We start from the raw sequence: 18701 nt of genomic DNA, 5'->3' as shown, positions 1-18701 counted from the left end.
ATATAACTGAGATAAGGTCAGATATTATTCAACTGGTGCAAAACCATAGTCATCCCAAGCAGGTACTTGACCACCGCGATATACCTCGTCAATTAAGCTTGCTGTTTCCTCTGTTTGGTAAATTTCTACAATTTGTTTAAATGTTTCATTATCAGCTTCATCTGTTCTAGCTGCAATTACATTAATATATTGTTGAGCTGATTCAGAATTTGGTTCTAAGAATAAAGCATCTTCTTGAGGATAATAACCCGCATCTACCGCGTAACCCCCATTAATCACTGAGAAGTCGACATCGTTTATTGAACGGGCAGTTTGCGCTGCATCCACTTCTTGAATATCTAAGTTATACGGATTCTCTGTAATATCATCAACAGTTGGTGTAAATGAAGCAGACGCTTCTTCATCAAGTGTGATAAAACCAGCCTCTTGTAGTAAGTTTAGCGCACGGCCTCCGTTAGTAACATCATTTGGTATTGCAACTGACTGCCCTTCACCAATTTCTTCGATTGATTCATGTTTCTCTGAATAAATCCCTAAAGGTGTGATAATGGTGTTACCGATTGGTGTAAAATCATTACCCGACGCTTCCTCATAGTTATTCATGAAGATGATCGTTTGGAAAGAGTTTAAGTCAACAGACCCATCCGCTAAAGCATCATTTGGTGTATTGTAATCATTAAATTTTACCAACTCAATATCGATGTCATATTCTTCTTTCGCACGTTCAGCCACGTTATCCCAAACGGTTGTGTCATCTCCAACAACCCCGATTTGTACCGTGTTATCTTCTGTACTACCACATGCAGCCAACAATAATGACGATCCTAAAGTAAACCCAATTAATTTAACCAATTTTTTCATAATTATTTCCCCTTTTCATTTTCCCAGTCTTTTCAATAAAAAAGCCCTTAGGCCAAACAGCTAAACTAGCTATCTCGACTAAGGACGCATTTCACGTGGTACCACCTTACTTTAGAAAGATATTCTTTCCCTCACTCCTACGCCATATTCAAAATATAGGATAGGATTAGCGGATAACGGCGCCAAACGAGCTCATCTTATGACCAAAATGGTCACTCGAATCACTTCAACCTCAAGGACCATTTTCAATACTTACCAATAGTCTCTTTCACCAAATGAAACCTCTCTAAAATTGATGCCTATTTACTTATCCCGTCTTTGGTAATGTCTATCTAAATATTATCCAAATTAATTAAGCCTGTCAACAATTTGTGTTTATTGTATTTATATCAACATTAATCGAAATTAACTATCACATTCTCTGCAACTTGTTTTTGAAAAATGACCACTCTTTTCCAAATCAAAAAAGTTGAATAATTCGATTCTTCAGACACCTTCTCCAACGCTTGTTATCTATATTTCATAATCAAAAACCTTTTCTGAATTATTGATAATAAAACTAATCAATTGAACTGCTTCGATAAGTGTAGTATACAATATCCCTTTCTGTCAGCAAGGTATTTAATTTGTTGAAATTCTTATCTACCGGACAATTTGGCTTTCAAAAACCTGCCATTTTTCGTCCATAAAAAAAGGGAACCATCAGCAGACAGTTCCCACATAATATATCGTTATCGCTTAACCAAATTAAATTTTATCAAACATCTCCGCTAAATAACGGTAAGATTGTAGCCGTTTCTCTTCATCAAAAATCGGCGCATAAACTAAAATTTCGTCTATACCAAGTGATTCAATTTCATCATCGAGAATGGCTTTCACCGTTTCTTTAGACCCCTTGATAATAAATCGTTTAGCTAAGTAGTCCTCTAACAAGGCTTGAGCCCCAGCACCTAAACTGTAGTCTTTAGCCTCTTCAGGACTCATATTCGGCAAGAGTTGACCAGTTCGAATCCCCATTTGCATCAATTCAATGGGTTTAGCTAAATAATCTGCTTCCTCATCTGTTTCGCCCACAATGATCATATAAGACACCATGACTTTGGGTTTTTGGAAAAATGCACTCGGCTCAAACCGGTCCCGGTACAATTTAAAAACGTCCGGGTCCGTTTCAATACCAAAGAATTTAGCAAAGGCATAACCCAAGCCCATTTGTGCCGTCACCATGGCTGATTGACCTGAAGACCCTAGCATCCAAGGTTCAGTCAAGTGCTTCAAGTTCTGTGGCATAGCCCGGACCTTACCATAAAAATCTGGTGCTTGTTTATCCGCCAAATAATCTAAAATGACTTGGATTTTATCATACATGTCTGTAAAGGTTTGTGGCCGCCCTTCAGCTAGTGCCTTCATCTCATCGGGTCCTGAACCTGGCGCCCGTCCTAGCCCAATATCAATCCGTCCTGGCGCTAAAGCCGTCAGCAACTTAAAGTTTTCTGCAATCTTCAGCGGTGAATAATGCATAATCATAGTACCGCCCGTACCCAAATGAATGCGGTCCGTTTTAGCCGCCGCATAAGCCACCAACATCTCCGGTGACACCGACGCCAAACTTGGCATATTATGATGTTCCGCAAACCAATACCGGTTATAATTCATTTTCTCAATCTCTTGGACAAACCGCATGGTACGTTCAACCGCACCCTCAGCCGATTCCCCTTTATTTATCGTCACCAAATCGTGTACGCCTAATTCCACAAAAAACATCCTCTCTATTCTTATGCTCCCTACTATTATAGCCGGTGCATCTTGAACTAGAAAGAAATACGACTTGACTAATCCTGACTTTAATTAAAAACTAATCCTTGTGCTAAATAAGCCACCACATTCAAGACCCCAGCCAATAGCATGATCACCACCGGGTCCCACTTGGTTTTAAATAATAAAGTTAAACATATAGCAAAAATGACTATCGCAACGATGTTGATGGTTTGTACCCCCACCACTTGGTCGCCCCAAAAGCTCGTCACTAGAATAGACATCCCTGCCGTTGCAATCATAGCCACAACCGCTGGACGAAGAGCTTTTAGCACATACTGCAGTGAATCCAAATTCCGGTATTTCATGTAAACATAGGCCAAAATGGTTACCAAAATAATCGATGGAAAGACCGATCCAAGCGTCGCCACAATCCCACCTGGTATACCAGCAATCTGATTGCCCACAAAAGTCGCCGAATTTATAGCAATCGGACCTGGCGTCATTTGGGAAATGGTAATCAAGTCCGTAAACTCTTGCTGGCTTAACCATTGGTGGTTGGTCACAATTTCATCCTGGATTAAAGGTAAGGCCGCATACCCACCCCCAAAGCTAAAAGCACCCACCTTTAAAAAAGAAAGAAACAGCTGTAGATAGATCATGCCTTTTTCCCTCCTTTAAAATGATCAATCAAGAATTTTCCCAAACCTAAAGCTGCAGCCGTTAAAATAATCAAGACCACATTGATGTTGAAGATATAATTGGCTACAAAAGCCAGGAACATAGCCGTAATCAACCATGGATTCTTGGTGTCAGTGACCTCTTTCCCCATTTGAAAGACTACCGCCACAATGACTGCAGCCACCCCAGCCTGCATCCCTTCTAGTAACAAGGAAATCCAGACATTAGACCGAAAAGCGTCATAGAAGAAAGAAATCAGGGTGATAATGGTAGACGGCGGGATAATCGTTGCAACCACAGCCGTTAAAACACCCGCCAACCCTGCCAACTTATAACCAATTACAATCGCTCCATTAACCGCAATGGCACCCGGTGCCGACTGGGCAATCGCCACCAAATCAAGCATCTCATCTTTATCAATCCAACCCAAATCATCCACAAAAGTCTTCCGCATCAAGGTAATAATCACATAACCCCCACCAAAAGTGAAAGCAGACAAAATAAGGGTCGATATAAATAATTGCCGTAAAATCGCTAACTTATTATCTGATTGTTTATTCTCCATAAGACGCCCTCCCCATAAAATCCGTATCTTACCTTTACCCTCCATTATACAGAATTGGCCCTGAGAATTTGAAAATTAACTCCTTTATGTGGCATGCGTTTCATCCAATACAATGAAATCAAATAAGGGAAAGAAGTTATAAATAATGATTAAACACATATTTTTAGACATGGATGGAACCTTATTAAACAATCAAGTGGAAGTCTCTTCTAGCAATAGTCAAGCCCTTAAGGAGACTCAAATCTGGTCAGCCTCGTTTCCGCTAGAAAGCCCATAGGATGGTAACCGCCTTACAAAAACTTGATGCCAAGGGGGTCCATGTAGGATTTAAGGGTGGACTCATTTATTCCAATCAAAATCAATCTACAAACATTAATGAAACACCCTTTGCACGCTGACGAAGCTAAATACCTAATCAACATTATCAGTGACCATTTCCCGGACCTCAGCCAGCCTTACTATTCAAGTAATAACTGGTATACTTTCAAGAGAGATAAAGGAATCAATTATGAAACGGCTATCACCAAATTGGATGCCAGTCTCTTTCACCTAAAAGCCTACCTACACCCAACATTTGATATCCTCAAATCAAACCAAGATACTGAGCGTATTCAAGCAGTCACCAAAGAATTAGACGATATGCCCAAACAATCAGCCATCAGCTTCATTAAGACCCTAAATCAGATCGGTTATCGAATACCTGAGTACATATCCATCATTGGATTTTATAATATTCGCGAAGGAAGTGTCATCACTCCAGAACTAATAACCATCTAAGTAAATCAAGGACTTATTATTGAAACTGCCGTAAACCAATAAATTTCTATTATTGAAAATAAGTCATCTACACAACATATTTACATCAACGGCAAACTAGTAGCGCGTAATAGCGTCAAACAAAAATAAAAAAGACAGAGCGACGAATCGTTCTGTCTTTTGTTTATATATAAATGCATTTATGATTCCTTATATCCAAGTTTGCGATTTATTTCCGCAGCCAAGTATTCCATTCTATTTTTGTGGATCTTACAAACTGAAAAGTATATCAGTAAGAAAACCACTACATTCCCAAGTATAGGTCTAAAATTTATTGGTTTGGGCGTGAAGATAACTTGGATGAGGATTAACCCCCCTAGTTGAGCAAAAATGTTAGCAAGGTGATACTGAATCGCTGTTTTAAAATCGATTGTAACCACTATATTCGCAATTATTGTCATTAATAAAACTATTACCGCAAGTAGAATCAAATCCAAACTTGAAAGATTTTTATTCTCGGTTCCAATAGCCGAGGAAATAGCACTTAGTAAAACTAGTACTGAGTAAATATAAGACATATTAGCAAGATTATAATTCAAAAAGTTTTTCATACGGTGCTCCCCTTTATATATTTAGATATGCTTTAATGTTCTTTGTATAATGACGATTGATCACTAATTTTTCTGAATTCAGTAATTTAGCTTCCAATTTGTAATTCGGCAGTATCGATACACTTCTTATATAATCCATATTTAAAAGTGTATTCTTACTTATCCGCAAGAAACTTGTATTTATTAATCGTTCTTCAAAAAAATATAGTTTCTCCGATACTTACCCGGTAAATCAATATTCTTCTCTTCTACTAGATTAATCAATTGCTGAAGTTTACGATCATATGTTTTATAAGTCACTTCTATCATCGTTTCTTCAATATTGGCATCTTCTTCCAGTAATAATTTCATTCATACCCCTCTTTCAACTTGTTATAAACCTAGTTTACGTTTGCTAAATCCTAAAATCAACGCATTCTCAGCAAAGTGCATTGAATCAAATCTAAAATGCAAAAAAAGGTATAAAAAAAACAGGTTCTATAATAAATAGTGTTGGTGAGATTTCATGTTGAATCTCATTGACACTATTTTTGTGTACGCAAAAAGGACATGATATCCTTAATGCATGTAAACTACGACGAATACAGAAAGAAGGAAAGATCATGTCCCATACATCTATTATAAAACAACTCTGCGGTATTTTCGACAATAATATCGATATTACAATACCAAAATCTATGCATCTGTTGCCACTTGAAAAGTATCATGAAATAAATCATTTCGTTTTACATGGGGTTCTTACGTACAAGCCTAAGGCTTGTATGCACTGTGGTGTAAAGAATACTGGTAATCAAGATATCATCAAACATGGCTTTAAACCAGCTATCATTAGATTACCGAACACAGCTACTAATCCTGTTTTACTTAAATTACAGAAGCAACGCTTTTATTGTAAACACTGTGCACAAACTTTTATCGCTGAAACACCATTAGTTGAAAAATTTTGCTGTATTTCTAAAACCATTAAAAGTCAAATTAGCTCCGAATTGATTGAAACGCAATCTATGCGGTTAATCGCTAAACGTTATCATGTCTCTTCTCCAACAGTGGCCAGAACTTTAATGAAAGCAAGTATGGGACTATCACCTAAGGGAAATTATCTCCCGAATCACCTCGGTGTAGATGAGTTTAAATCGACTAATCGTGTAGCCAATGCAATGAGTGCTGTCCTTGTGGACACGCATAATAGAAGGCTAATTGATATTGTCGTTGATAGAAAACAAGCGTCGCTCATCGATTACTTTTCTTCTTTTACCTGGACTGCCCGAAACAGCGTGAAGACAGTTTCGATTGATTTATATACACCTTATCTAGAGGTCATTCGCACATGTTTCCCTAATGCGAAGATTGTCATTGATCGATTCCATATAGTAAAGCTGTTGAATGAAACAATCAATTCTATTCGTATTAAAGTGATGAATGCTATCAAAACAAGCCGTCCATCGGACTACAAAAAACTCAAAAAACAATGGAAATTGTTGTTAAAGAATGCTGAAGATTTAAATTTCACGGATACACATTATGTTCGTCAATTTGGTGAAGCAATATCAGAACAACGTATTGTTGATTATCTTTTGAGTATCTCACACGAACTTTTAGTTACTTATACCCTGATGAATGAATTAAAATATGCCATTTCAACTCATGATATCAATATTTTTAATGAAATCTTACATGGGACTAAGAACCACACTTTGCCAAGTCGTACGAGAAGAACCATCAAAACATTAGTCAAATTCTTGCCTTATATACACAACGCCTTAAAATATACTGTATCAAATGGTCCTACCGAAGGTATTAACAATAAAATTAAATTAATTAAACGAACAGGTTTTGGATATTCGAACTTCCATCATTTACGTGCAAGAATTTTAGTCCAATTCAAATTAAATTACAAACCATCCAATCCTAAACCATATACATTTGAGGGGATAGCAAGTTAACCCAGGGATAGTGGTATATTTTTGAATAAAGAGAATAAAGAGGACTGAAAGTATACGTCCTTAGCCGTGAACAAGCATGAAATCGAGACTAAGGCTCGATTTCAAAGTAGAGAGACCTTGGCTCTCATTGGTGCCACGGCTTTTAAGGAACGTACACTGAAGGATAAAACACCATTTGTTAGAAATGTTATCTCATTGGTCACTTCCCTTGCCTAAAGGCAAGTAAAAAGCCAAACACATCACAGCGTGCATGGCTTTAACTTTATTGATTTCTTAATTATTATTAAAAACTAAAAAACGTATTCGTGTGCTTTGAAATTATTTACCAACACTATTTGTAAAAGAACCAAAAAACACCAACGCATAAAACGTTGATGCTTCATTTGATACCGGTGGCCGGGGTCGAACCGGCACGTCCGTAAGGACACAGGATTTTGAGTCCAGCGCGTCTGCCAATTCCGCCACACCGGCAAATCAATATAATATTTGCATGTCTTTCTAAAAGCGTGAAAGGCGGTAGTCGGATTTGAACCGGCGATCAGGCTTTTGCAGAGCCATGCCTTACCACTTGGCTATACCGCCATAAATAAAAAACTGGGATAGCTGGATTCGAACCAACGCATGACAGAGTCAAAGTCTGTTGCCTTACCGCTTGGCTATATCCCAATAAAAAAGGGCGAGTGATGGGAATCGAACCCACGAGTGTCGGTGCCACAAACCGATGCGTTAACCACTTCGCCACACCCGCCAAAATAATAATATTAGTAAAAACAGGGACAGTAGGAATCGAACCCACAATGACGGTTTTGGAGACCGTAGTTATACCGTTTAACTATGTCCCTATCCAAGTAATATCCCATAGTTTAAAAAGATAAATGGAGGGAGAAGGATTTGAACCTTCGAACCCGAAGGAACGGATTTACAGTCCGCTGCGTTTGGCCACTTCGCTATCCCTCCGTATGGTCCGAGACAGATTTGAACTGCCGACACCTTGAGCTTCAATCAAGTGCTCTACCAACTGAGCTATCAGACCATATTAATAATATTTTAAACTAACGGTCCCGACGGGAATCGAACCCGCGATCTCCTCCGTGACAGGGAGGCGTGATAACCGCTACACTACGGGACCAAGTATTTGTAAAACAAAATTTTAATGGAGAATGAGGGGCTCGAACCCCCGACATCCTGCTTGTAAGGCAGACGCTCTCCCAGCTGAGCTAATTCTCCTAGAATAATGACCCGTACGGGACTCGAACCCGTGTTACCGCCGTGAAAGGGCGGTGTCTTAACCGCTTGACCAACGGGCCATAAAATATTTTTTTACGGAGAGTAAGGGATTCGAACCCTCGAAACAGTTTCCTGTTTACACGATTTCCAATCGTGCTCCTTCGGCCTCTCGGACAACTCTCCAAGGCAAGGAACTCTACCAACTCCGCAAGTAGGACTCGAACCTACGACATCTTGATTAACAGTCAAGCGCTACTACCAACTGAGCTATTGCGGAATATTAATACTGCATGGCAACGTCCTAGTCTCACAGGGGGCAACCCCCAACTACATTCGGCGCTAAGAAGCTTAACTTCTGTGTTCGAGATGGGAACAGGTGTGTCCTTCTTGCCATCATTACCACACAATATTTATATGAGCTTTTGTTCGCTCAAAACTGAATCTGTAAGTCGTCTACCATTCCATCATACAATCTTATATCCATTGGATAAGTCCTCGACCGATTAGTACTAGTCCGCTCCATACATCGCTGCACTTCCACTTCTAGCCTATCTACCTGATCGTCTCTCAGGGGTCTTACTATCTTAAAGATATGGGAAATCTCATCTTGAGGAGGGCTTCACGCTTAGATGCTTTCAGCGTTTATCCCATCCACACATAGCTACCCAGCGATGCTCTTGGCAGAACAACTGGTACACCAGCGGTGTGTCCATCCCGGTCCTCTCGTACTAAGGACAGCTCCTCTCAAATTTCCAACGCCCGCGACGGATAGGGACCGAACTGTCTCACGACGTTCTGAACCCAGCTCGCGTACCGCTTTAATGGGCGAACAGCCCAACCCTTGGGACCGACTTCAGCCCCAGGATGCGATGAGCCGACATCGAGGTGCCAAACCTCCCCGTCGATGTGAACTCTTGGGGAGATAAGCCTGTTATCCCCAGGGTAGCTTTTATCCGTTGAGCGATGGCCCTTCCATGCGGAACCACCGGATCACTAAGCCCGACTTTCGTCCCTGCTCGACTTGTAGGTCTCGCAGTCAAGCTCCCTTCTGCCTTTACACTCTGCGAATGATTTCCAACCATTCTGAGGGAACCTTTGGGCGCCTCCGTTACATTTTAGGAGGCGACCGCCCCAGTCAAACTGCCCGACTGACACTGTCTCCCGACCGGATTACGGTCGCGGGTTAGAGTGGCCATGTCACAAGGGTAGTATCCCACCAGTGCCTCCACCGAAACTAGCGTTCCGGCTTCAATGGCTCCTACCTATCCTGTACATGTCACACAGACACTCAATATCAACCTGCAGTAAAGCTCCATGGGGTCTTTCCGTCCTGTCGCGGGTAACCAGCATCTTCACTGGTACTACAATTTCACCGAGTCTCTCGTTGAGACAGTGCCCAAATCGTTACGCCTTTCGTGCGGGTCAGAACTTACCTGACAAGGAATTTCGCTACCTTAGGACCGTTATAGTTACGGCCGCCGTTTACTGGGGCTTCAATTCGTACCTTCGCTAATGCTAAGCACTCCTCTTAACCTTCCAGCACCGGGCAGGCGTCAGCCCCTATACGTCATCTTTCGATTTTGCAGAGACCTGTGTTTTTGATAAACAGTCGCTTGGGCCTATTCACTGCGGCTGACCAATGGTCAGCACCCCTTCTCCCGAAGTTACGGGGTTATTTTGCCGAGTTCCTTAACGAGAGTTCGCTCGCTCACCTTAGGATGCTCTCCTCGACTACCTGTGTCGGTTTGCGGTACGGGTTGTTTGTATCTAACTAGAAACTTTTCTTGGCAGTGTGACGTCAGCAGCTTCGGTACTATATTTCCCTCCTCATCACAGCTTGTCTTTAACACGAAGCATTTCACTCTGTGTCAGACTCACTGCTTGAACACGAATCCAATAACGTGCTCTGCTTAGCCTCCTGCGTCCTTCCTTTGGTCAAACAATACAAACAAGTACAGGAATCTCAACCTGTTGTCCATCGCCTACACCTTTCGGTCTCGGCTTAGGTCCCGACTAACCCTGGGAGGACGAGCCTTCCCCAGGAAACCTTAGTCATACGGTGGACGGGATTCTCACCCGTCTTTCGCTACTCATACCGGCATTCTCACTTCTAAGCGCTCCACAAGTCCTCTCGATCTTGCTTCTCTGCCCTTAGAACGCTCTCCTACCATATCCATGCGGATATCCACAGCTTCGGTGTTCAGTTTAGCCCCGGTACATTTTCGGCGCAGGGTCACTCGACTAGTGAGCTATTACGCACTCTTTAAATGATGGCTGCTTCTAAGCCAACATCCTAGTTGTCTAAGCAACCCCACATCCTTTTCCACTTAACTGAAACTTTGGGACCTTAGCTGGTGGTCTGGGCTGTTTCCCTTTCAACTACGGATCTTATCACTCGCAGTTTGACTCCCGGATTAAAATATTTGGCATTCGGAGTTTATCAGATTTCGGTAATCCTAGATGGACCCCTAGATCAAACAGTGCTCTACCTCCAATATTCATCATCCGAGGCTAGCCCTAAAGCTATTTCGGAGAGAACCAGCTATCTCCAAGTTCGATTGGAATTTCTCCGCTACCCACACGTCATCCCCGCCTTTTTCAACAGACGTGGGTTCGGGCCTCCAGTGCGTTTTACCGCACCTTCACCCTGCACATGGGTAGGTCACTTGGTTTCGGGTATACGACTACATACTCGACGCCCTATTCAGACTCGCTTTCGCTATGGCTCCGTTTCTTCAACTTAACCTTGCATGCAATCGTAACTCGCCGGTCCGTTCTACAAAAAGTACGCCATCACCCATTAACGGGCTCTGACTGCTTGTAAGCGCACGGTTTCAGGTACTATTTCACTCCCCTTCCGGGGTGCTTTTCACCTTTCCCTCACGGTACTGGTTCACTATCGGTCACTAGGGAGTATTTAGCCTTGGGAGATGGTCCTCCCGGATTCCGACGGAATTACACGTGTTCCGCCGTACTCAGGATACAGACTAGCGTTATTGATCTTTCGTCTACGGGATTGTCACCCTCTGTGATTGGCCTTCCCATGCCATTCGACTAAATCTTTAACTACATATCGTCTGTCCTACAACCCCAAAGAGCAAGCTCTTTGGTTTGGGCTCTTTCCGTTTCGCTCGCCGCTACTCAGGAAATCGAATTTTCTTTCTCTTCCTACAGGTAATGAGATGTTTCAGTTCCCTGCGTCTTCCTCTCAAACTACTATGTATTCGTAGCTGAGTAATTGCCTATCAAAGCAATTGGGTTCCCCCATTCGGAAATCTCCGGATCAAAGCTTACTTACAGCTCCCCGAAGCATATCGGTGTTAGTCCCGTCCTTCATCGGCTCCTAGTGCCAAGGCATCCACCGTGCGCCCTTATTCACTTAACCATTGGTTAAGTTGTATGATTCGCGAAAAGTAATTTGCTTACTTTTATTGGTTTTTTACTCTTGGTAAAATTGGAATTTCTTATATTAATTATCTCCTGGTAGAAAATAATTAAATAAGAGGTTTATTACTTACAGTATTCAGTTTTCAAAGAACAAAATGGCAACCTAATTTTAATGGTTGCTATGGAGAATAGCGGGATCGAACCGCTGACCTCCTGCGTGCAAAGCAGGCGCTCTCCCAGCTGAGCTAATCCCCCATGGCTGGATATATTTATATATATGTATTACTTATTCCATTTCTGGAATGGGCCTGAATGGACTCGAACCATCGACCTCCCGCTTATCAGGCGGACGCTCTAACCAGCTGAGCTACAGGCCCGATTGGCTTCCATTACTATAAAAGTATAGTATAGACCTCTCAAAACTAAACAAAGAAGAATTGAACCTATTGTGTATTCCGTTATATTCCTTAGAAAGGAGGTGATCCAGCCGCACCTTCCGATACGGCTACCTTGTTACGACTTCACCCCAATCATCTGTCCCACCTTCGGCGGCTGGCTCCATAAAGGTTACCTCACCGACTTCGGGTGTTACAAACTCTCGTGGTGTGACGGGCGGTGTGTACAAGACCCGGGAACGTATTCACCGTGGCGTGCTGATCCACGATTACTAGCGATTCCGGCTTCATGCAGGCGAGTTGCAGCCTGCAATCCGAACTGAGAATGGCTTTAAGAGATTTGCTTGCCCTCGCGGGTTTGCGACTCGTTGTACCATCCATTGTAGCACGTGTGTAGCCCAAGTCATAAGGGGCATGCTGATTTGACGTCATCCCCACCTTCCTCCGGTTTGTCACCGGCAGTCTCATTAGAGTGCCCAACTAAATGCTGGCAACTAATAATAGGGGTTGCGCTCGTTGCGGGACTTAACCCAACATCTCACGACACGAGCTGACGACAACCATGCACCACCTGTCACTTTGTCCCCGAAGGGAAAGCCCTATCTCTAGGGTGGTCAAAGGATGTCAAGACTTGGTAAGGTTCTTCGCGTTGCTTCGAATTAAACCACATGCTCCACCGCTTGTGCGGGTCCCCGTCAATTCCTTTGAGTTTCAACCTTGCGGTCGTACTCCCCAGGCGGAGTGCTTAATGCGTTAACTGCGGCACTGAAGGGCGGAAACCCTCCAACACCTAGCACTCATCGTTTACGGCGTGGACTACCAGGGTATCTAATCCTGTTTGCTCCCCACGCTTTCGAGCCTCAGTGTCAGTAACAGACCAGAATGTCGCCTTCGCCACTGGTGTTCTTCCATATATCTACGCATTCCACCGCTACACATGGAGTTCCACATTCCTCTTCTGTACTCAAGTTTCCCAGTTTCCAATGACCCTCCACGGTTAAGCCGTGGGCTTTCACATCAGACTTAAGAAACCACCTGCGCTCCCTTTACGCCCAATAAATCCGGACAACGCTTGCCACCTACGTATTACCGCGGCTGCTGGCACGTAGTTAGCCGTGGCTTTCTGATAAGATACCGTCAAGACTGTAGCAGTTACTCTACAATTTGTTCTTCTCTTATAACAGAGTTTTACGACCCGAAGGCCTTCTTCACTCACGCGGCATTGCTCCGTCAGGCTTTCGCCCATTGCGGAAGATTCCCTACTGCTGCCTCCCGTAGGAGTTTGGGCCGTGTCTCAGTCCCAATGTGGCCGATCACCCTCTCAGGTCGGCTATGCATCATCGTCTTGGTAGGCCATTACCCCACCAACTAACTAATGCACCGCAAGGTCATCTATAAGTGACAGCAGAGCCGTCTTTCAATCTTCTTCCATGCGGAAGAAGATATTATGCGGTATTAGCACCCGTTTCCGAATGTTATCCCCCGCTTATAGGTAGATTCCTTACGTGTTACTCACCCGTTCGCCGCTAACGTCAGAAGTGCAAGCACTTCATCTGTTCGCTCGACTTGCATGTATTAGGCATGCCGCCAGCGTTCGTCCTGAGCCAGGATCAAACTCTCATGAAAGATTTTCATGAACTTGATTGCTCATTAAAGTTTGCTGACTTATTTATAGTAGTTCTCACTACTTTTAATTGTTGGAATCAAATGATTCCATACACAATTTTTGGTTTGTCTTCTTTGTTCAGTTTTCAAAGGTCTATTTCGCCGCCTTGCAGCAACTCGTATATCATATCATCTTCATTCAAGGACTGTCAAGCAAAACTTTTAAAAAGTTTTTATTAACATTTGCTGTCCGCTGTTTTTTAATGAAGCGACTTGAATATCTTACCTTACAAGTTAACATCTTGTCAACAAGTAATTTAAGAAATATTTTTGCTTGTTTTGAGAACTAAAATAGCGCTCTTGACAACTACTTAACAATACCATGATATAAATCAGGATGTCAATAAGTTTTTTTCAAAAATATTTATTTGAAATGTTCTCCTCAGAACTATTTCCGTAACAAGAATTATAGCAAGTATTCCATTTCTATACAAGCGCAAATTAAATAAAAATTCAAAAAATTGTTTATTCAAATAATAAAAGAACGCAAACCCTTGATATATTTGCGTTCTTTCAAAATCACTATGTCATTTACGGCAGTCTATTGCCTGCACTCTGATAGATTTCATACCATTCTTGCCGAGTGAATTGAATCTCGCTCGCCTTAGCATAATTTAAAATCCGGTCGATATTGGTAGTTCCTAAGACAACTTGAGTATTCCCTGGAATTCTGAGTAACCATGCAATAGCTGCAACTTCATTGTCTAGGCCATAGCGACCACCGATTTCGCTTAGCTTATCATTCAAGTCTTTATAGGAAGGATCGCTGAATATTACGCCATTTTCTCCTTGAATTGGTGACCACGCTTGAATTGCCATATCATGCAGCCTTGCATAATCGATTAGTTCCCCACCACGATTTACCCCTTCGTCAGCTTTGGTATTTACACTGAAACCATAATCCAAAGCTAGAGTATGCGCCGGTGATAATTGGATTTGGTTAGCAACTAAATCTTGTTTGACATACTTCTTCAATAGATCAACTTGAATTGGCGTATGATTACTTACACCGAAATGTCGAACTTTACCGCTCGTTTCCAATATATCGAAGGCTTCTGCGATTTCTTCTGGTTCCCATAGAGCATCGTTACGATGTAATAGTAGGACATCTAGATAATCTGTTTGTAGTCTTTCTAAAGATTCATCTACCGATTGTAAGATATGCTCTTTTGATAAGTCGAAGAAGTTTTGTTCATTGTTGTTATAGGTGCCTGGAAGGTAAATACCTACTTTAGACTGTAGGATGATATTTTCTCTTGGGATGTTTAAGCCAGTAAAGGCTTGGCCGAATAATTTTTCCGCCCCGCCTCTTTCTCTTGCATAAATGTCTGCGTGGTCGAAGAAGGTTAATCCTGCGTCATAGGATTGTCGGATTAAGTCTTGGACTTCTTCTACAGTTTTACCTTCAATCCGCATACAACCTATTGCTAGATTTGGTGCTGTTAAACCGTTTTGTCCTAATGAGATATGTTTCATGTATATGCCTCCGTTCCAATTCAAGAAAACGTTTTCTTGTTACTGGTAGAATTATACTTGTTTTCTGGTCAAATGGAAACAAAAGCGTCTAGTCCATAGAAATATCTGGTCCCAAACTTAAATGGTGTCTGTTCGGATGAATTTTGTTTGTCTGTAGGATAGGTAGAGCATGATAATCGTTCCACCCCATAAGATGGGGATCATCACACTGACACTTGTGGTATAAAAGCCGACAATAATGGCGATAATTGCAGGTAATCCCATGGCAGTTGCGACCATACCTAAACAGTATTGGAAGGAGAATAGGTCATGGAATTTGTGTTTTTGTAAAATGTTCAGCCGTGAAACAATAATCATTAAGCCCCCTAAACCAAGAATAAAGATGGTCAACTGACGGGTCATGACGAGGATTTGCTTACTTTGGGTATTCACTTCCGTTTGATAGCTAACCCGTAAACTTTCGATAAAAGTCGCATTATCAGTCATATAGTTATTCAAGTCTAATGGTAGGTTAGCAGTATACCGTGTATCTTGGTCTGTTTGATAGACGAATTGGTCTGGCAGGATCAAGAGTAACTTGTCAGTCCCCTTTAAGTAGCTGTCTAAATTATCCGCACTGGGGAAAATGACTACTTGTAATTGGTCACCGTCAATAACAATATCTGACTGGTCTGACTGAAAAGACCCATTATCATAGGTAAAATTCGATAATTCGCTGGCTGTTTCTTCTGGGATAATGGTCTGTAATTCTTCAAAGGCATTATTAACTGTCCCGTCTTCAACGGGCTCGAAACTGCTGGCAAAGGGCCAGGTCATGATAACCGACCAAACAACCATTACAAGGATTGATTTCCACCATGTCATTAGGTGCCGGTGGTAGAAGATATTAGTTGGGCTGAACATGTCTTTTATATAGTGTATTGGAAACATTTAAATGAATCGCTCCTTTTTAGTGGTGACTCTATTATAACTGAACTTGGCTTTAACTAGGCAAGCTTTTACTTTGTCGTGTAGTGGCGAGATTTATGCTAAAATGAAAGTATTCTAATGTACAGGAATTTCATTTAAGGATTTTCATTTAAAGAAGGAGGGCACAGTATATGAAAGAAATCGATAAAAAAATTGCTATCATCGGCTTAGGCAATATGGGAACAGCAATTTTAAATGGCTTGGTAAAATCGGATGAGATTGATAACCAACTGATTACTGGTTCACGCGCTAACCCTGAAAAAGCTGAAGCGGACTCAGCTAAGTATGGTTTCGCCATTTTGACAGATAATAAGGAGACGGCTAAGGGGGCGGACGTAGTTATCCTTGCAGTAAAACCTTATTTAATCAAGGATGTTGTGGATGAAATCAAACCAACACTTACTGCGGAGACGATTGTGATTTCGGTTGCGACGGGCTACAGTTTGACCGATGCGGCTGGACAGTTAGGGGATTCTGCCAAATTCGCTCGGGTGATGCCTAATATTCCAGCGCAAGTTGGGGAAGGGATTTCTGGTGTTGTCTATAATGAAAACTTATCGACAGCGGACAAGGAATTAATTATGCAAATCCTTCATACTTTCGGGTCAGCAGAACAGTTGACTGAGAAACAGTTGGACGCCTTCACAGGGATTGCGGGTTCGAGTCCAGCGATTATCTTTATGATTATTGAAGCGATGGCGGATGCTGGTGTGGCAAAAGGATTATCTAGACCTCAAGCCTTAGCCTTTGCAAAACAAGCGGTTAAGGGGGCAGCTCAGTTGGCGATTGAATCGGACCTACACCCTGGCGCTTTGAAGGATGCGGTCTGTACACCAGGAGGCACAACAATTGAAGAAGTTCGTACTGCTGAATCAATGAACCTACGCTCAACAATTATCGAAACGATGATTGCGGGTATTGAAAAGTCGGAAAGTTTATAATTTGTGTAAATTGCTGAAAACTTACTGTTATTGCTAGCTTTCAAGGCCATTGCCTAGTAATATGAATAGTTGAAGAGATACTACAAAATGATGAAGAACATTAAAAAGGATTGAATGAAAATGAAACTTGGTGCCAGGATGTTTAAGACAGGTCTTGGGGTAATGCTCAGTATTTTAATTGCTGACTGGTTACCCTTTGTTGAACCTGTCATCCCTGCCTTTACTGCCATCATCGGTTTACAACAAACTGTTAGAGGATCTATCGATACCTTCTTCAACCGTGTTATGGCGGCGATACTTGGAGGTATCGTTGCTGTAGTCATGGTGCACTTTTTCGGTAATTCCCCTATTATTATTGGGGTGACCGTGACGATTTTTATTGGGATTTTGCGGGCTTTAAATATGGCCAACGTTATCTCCTTAGCGACTGTTACCCTCGTTGTGATTATGTTGCACGACCAAGATATGATTATCACCTCAGCCATTGCGCGTGTGGTTGAGTCATTACTTGGGGTGACCGTTTCCCTATTAGTAAACGTCTTTGTTTTGCCACCTAAATACGACGCCATTCTTTACGAAGAAGTCAATAAAACCTCTAGTGAAATCCTAGTGCGTTTAAGAGCCATTCTTCGCAAAAACGGCGAATACTCTACCCTAACCTCTGATATCGCCTGGGCAGAAAATCGTATCGCACAATGTCACAGCCTATACGCACTCCTAAAAGATGAGAACGTATGGTCTAAACGAAAACTACCCATGTTAAAACGAAAACTCGTTGTTTTCCGGGCTTTAATTGTGTCACTAGAACAAGCACTGGCCTTATTATCCGTCTTACATACCCATACGAATGTCATGTTCCAATTACCAGAAGAACTACGGACCCAAATCCGCGAACGAATCGAAACCCTATGTTCAGCCCATGAACAAATCTTCTTGAAATTTGACGGTCGAATCTCACCCTTAGAAGTGAATTTCTTCCAACCAACCCAAGGGTACCGACAAGACTTAATGGACTCTATCTTCGAATACGCTGCCATTAAACAAACTGCTACCCAAGAAGAATTCGAGCGTTCAAACGCTTTAATGTTAATCACCGGTCAATTGGTATCTTACGAAGAATCACTAATCAAACTAAACACCCTGATTCGTTCATATAGAATCCACCATGACGAAGACGAATACCAAGCAGACTCACTAGAAGGCATCGAATAAATCACATGTCACCAAAACAAAATATACGCCATTTCAAAAGGAGGGGTCGAGACAACAGTCTCAACCCCTCCTTTTTTTGAATATGCAGTTAATTTCGTGGTCATAATATCCTTTTGAGCAATAAGAACCCTACTAAGGATGCGCTGAAGTATAGCAGTCAGTGGGAGCTCGCTCCCTCAGACTGAATCTTCAGACTAGAAATCAGACTTTGGCTGATTCCTAGTCCCCACTGCTAGTCGAGTTTTCAAGGCAGACAGGTG

At 42.0% G+C, this 18701-nt stretch carries 14 protein-coding genes, 14 tRNA genes and 3 rRNA genes; 5 read left to right on the top strand and 26 right to left on the bottom strand.

What is annotated here, in order from left to right:
* Positions 1-24: 24 nt before the first annotated feature.
* From AWM76_RS02835 to AWM76_RS02820, 4 genes are all read right to left on the bottom strand, one after another.
* Positions 25-861: a MetQ/NlpA family ABC transporter substrate-binding protein gene (locus AWM76_RS02835; protein ID WP_003140906.1), complete on the bottom strand. Its 837-nt coding sequence runs from the start codon at positions 859-861 to the stop codon at positions 25-27.
* Positions 862-1608: 747 nt separating this feature from the next.
* On the bottom strand, positions 1609-2622 hold the full coding sequence (locus AWM76_RS02830; protein WP_003140904.1) for an LLM class flavin-dependent oxidoreductase: 1014 nt from the start codon (positions 2620-2622) through the stop codon (positions 1609-1611).
* 80 nt (positions 2623-2702) lie between these two features.
* Positions 2703-3275 carry a chromate transporter gene (locus AWM76_RS02825; RefSeq protein ID WP_003140902.1) on the bottom strand — a complete coding sequence of 191 codons (573 nt, stop codon included), beginning with the start codon at positions 3273-3275 and terminating at the stop codon, positions 2703-2705.
* A complete protein-coding gene (locus AWM76_RS02820) occupies positions 3272-3859 on the bottom strand; it encodes a chromate transporter (RefSeq protein WP_016897805.1) in 588 nt (195 codons plus the stop codon). The genes AWM76_RS02825 and AWM76_RS02820 overlap by 4 nt, the downstream gene beginning before the upstream one ends.
* A gap of 145 nt (positions 3860-4004) precedes the next feature.
* Here AWM76_RS02820 and AWM76_RS11210 point away from each other — a divergent pair, with 145 nt between their 5' ends.
* Positions 4005-4136 (top strand): HAD hydrolase family protein, encoded by a 132-nt coding sequence (locus tag AWM76_RS11210; protein ID WP_115609885.1) that lies wholly within the window; start codon positions 4005-4007, stop codon positions 4134-4136.
* 56 nt (positions 4137-4192) lie between these two features.
* Positions 4193-4636: a hypothetical protein gene (locus AWM76_RS02815; RefSeq protein WP_050774094.1), complete on the top strand. Its 444-nt coding sequence runs from the start codon at positions 4193-4195 to the stop codon at positions 4634-4636.
* 179 nt (positions 4637-4815) lie between these two features.
* Here AWM76_RS02815 and AWM76_RS02810 read toward each other — a convergent pair whose 3' ends face one another.
* From AWM76_RS02810 to AWM76_RS10800, 3 genes are read right to left on the bottom strand one after another with little or no spacing between them, the layout of a single operon-like run.
* Positions 4816-5226 (bottom strand): hypothetical protein, encoded by a 411-nt coding sequence (locus AWM76_RS02810; RefSeq protein WP_003140897.1) that lies wholly within the window; start codon positions 5224-5226, stop codon positions 4816-4818.
* 13 nt (positions 5227-5239) lie between these two features.
* Positions 5240-5395 carry a LytTR family transcriptional regulator DNA-binding domain-containing protein gene (locus AWM76_RS11205; protein ID WP_106427260.1) on the bottom strand — a complete coding sequence of 52 codons (156 nt, stop codon included), beginning with the start codon at positions 5393-5395 and terminating at the stop codon, positions 5240-5242.
* 14 nt (positions 5396-5409) lie between these two features.
* A complete protein-coding gene (locus AWM76_RS10800; RefSeq protein WP_003140895.1) occupies positions 5410-5577 on the bottom strand; it encodes a hypothetical protein in 168 nt (55 codons plus the stop codon).
* 251 nt (positions 5578-5828) lie between these two features.
* Here AWM76_RS10800 and AWM76_RS02805 point away from each other — a divergent pair, with 251 nt between their 5' ends.
* Positions 5829-7169, top strand: coding sequence for an ISL3 family transposase (locus tag AWM76_RS02805; protein ID WP_060779331.1), 1341 nt, complete (start codon positions 5829-5831; stop codon positions 7167-7169).
* A 387-nt stretch (positions 7170-7556) separates the two neighbouring features.
* Here AWM76_RS02805 and AWM76_RS02800 read toward each other — a convergent pair.
* The 19 genes from AWM76_RS02800 to AWM76_RS02710 form a co-directional block, all read right to left on the bottom strand.
* Positions 7557-7640: transfer RNA gene (locus tag AWM76_RS02800), tRNA-Leu, on the bottom strand.
* A 40-nt stretch (positions 7641-7680) separates the two neighbouring features.
* Positions 7681-7751, bottom strand: a tRNA-Cys gene (locus AWM76_RS02795).
* Between the two features lie 12 nt (positions 7752-7763).
* A tRNA-Gln gene (locus tag AWM76_RS02790) sits at positions 7764-7835 on the bottom strand.
* A 9-nt stretch (positions 7836-7844) separates the two neighbouring features.
* Positions 7845-7917 (bottom strand) — tRNA-His (locus tag AWM76_RS02785).
* 23 nt (positions 7918-7940) lie between these two features.
* A tRNA-Trp gene (locus AWM76_RS02780) sits at positions 7941-8011 on the bottom strand.
* 34 nt (positions 8012-8045) lie between these two features.
* Positions 8046-8126: transfer RNA gene (locus AWM76_RS02775), tRNA-Tyr, on the bottom strand.
* Positions 8127-8129: 3 nt separating this feature from the next.
* Positions 8130-8202, bottom strand: a tRNA-Phe gene (locus AWM76_RS02770).
* Positions 8203-8225: 23 nt separating this feature from the next.
* Positions 8226-8298, bottom strand: a tRNA-Asp gene (locus AWM76_RS02765).
* 25 nt (positions 8299-8323) lie between these two features.
* Positions 8324-8396, bottom strand: a tRNA-Val gene (locus AWM76_RS02760).
* A gap of 8 nt (positions 8397-8404) precedes the next feature.
* Positions 8405-8476: transfer RNA gene (locus AWM76_RS02755), tRNA-Glu, on the bottom strand.
* 16 nt (positions 8477-8492) lie between these two features.
* A tRNA-Ser gene (locus AWM76_RS02750) sits at positions 8493-8579 on the bottom strand.
* 20 nt (positions 8580-8599) lie between these two features.
* Positions 8600-8673, bottom strand: a tRNA-Asn gene (locus AWM76_RS02745).
* Positions 8674-8684: 11 nt separating this feature from the next.
* Positions 8685-8800 (bottom strand): 5S ribosomal RNA (gene rrf / locus AWM76_RS02740).
* 79 nt (positions 8801-8879) lie between these two features.
* Positions 8880-11781, bottom strand: a 23S ribosomal RNA gene (locus AWM76_RS02735).
* Between the two features lie 184 nt (positions 11782-11965).
* A tRNA-Ala gene (locus AWM76_RS02730) sits at positions 11966-12038 on the bottom strand.
* Positions 12039-12086: 48 nt separating this feature from the next.
* Positions 12087-12160, bottom strand: a tRNA-Ile gene (locus AWM76_RS02725).
* Between the two features lie 94 nt (positions 12161-12254).
* A 16S ribosomal RNA gene (locus tag AWM76_RS02720) occupies positions 12255-13804 on the bottom strand.
* Together the 16S, 23S and 5S rRNA genes with 14 tRNA genes alongside form the textbook arrangement of a ribosomal RNA operon.
* Before the next feature lie 570 nt (positions 13805-14374).
* On the bottom strand, positions 14375-15319 hold the full coding sequence (locus tag AWM76_RS02715; protein ID WP_003143810.1) for an aldo/keto reductase: 945 nt from the start codon (positions 15317-15319) through the stop codon (positions 14375-14377).
* A 117-nt stretch (positions 15320-15436) separates the two neighbouring features.
* Positions 15437-16249 carry a DUF1189 family protein gene (locus tag AWM76_RS02710; RefSeq protein WP_039936048.1) on the bottom strand — a complete coding sequence of 271 codons (813 nt, stop codon included), beginning with the start codon at positions 16247-16249 and terminating at the stop codon, positions 15437-15439.
* Positions 16250-16419: 170 nt separating this feature from the next.
* Here AWM76_RS02710 and proC point away from each other — a divergent pair, with 170 nt between their 5' ends.
* Both proC and AWM76_RS02700 read left to right on the top strand, forming a co-directional pair.
* Positions 16420-17229 (top strand): pyrroline-5-carboxylate reductase, encoded by an 810-nt coding sequence (proC, locus tag AWM76_RS02705; protein ID WP_060779330.1) that lies wholly within the window; start codon positions 16420-16422, stop codon positions 17227-17229.
* 114 nt (positions 17230-17343) lie between these two features.
* Entirely contained in the window at positions 17344-18441 is a 1098-nt protein-coding gene (locus AWM76_RS02700; protein ID WP_003141250.1) for an FUSC family protein, read from the top strand.
* Positions 18442-18701 lie beyond the last annotated feature (260 nt).

Source organism: Aerococcus viridans (assembly GCF_001543285.1).
Lineage (GTDB): Bacteria > Bacillota > Bacilli > Lactobacillales > Aerococcaceae > Aerococcus > Aerococcus viridans.
Note: the sequence above shows the minus strand (reverse complement) of the source record. Positions and strands in the feature narration are given on the sequence as shown.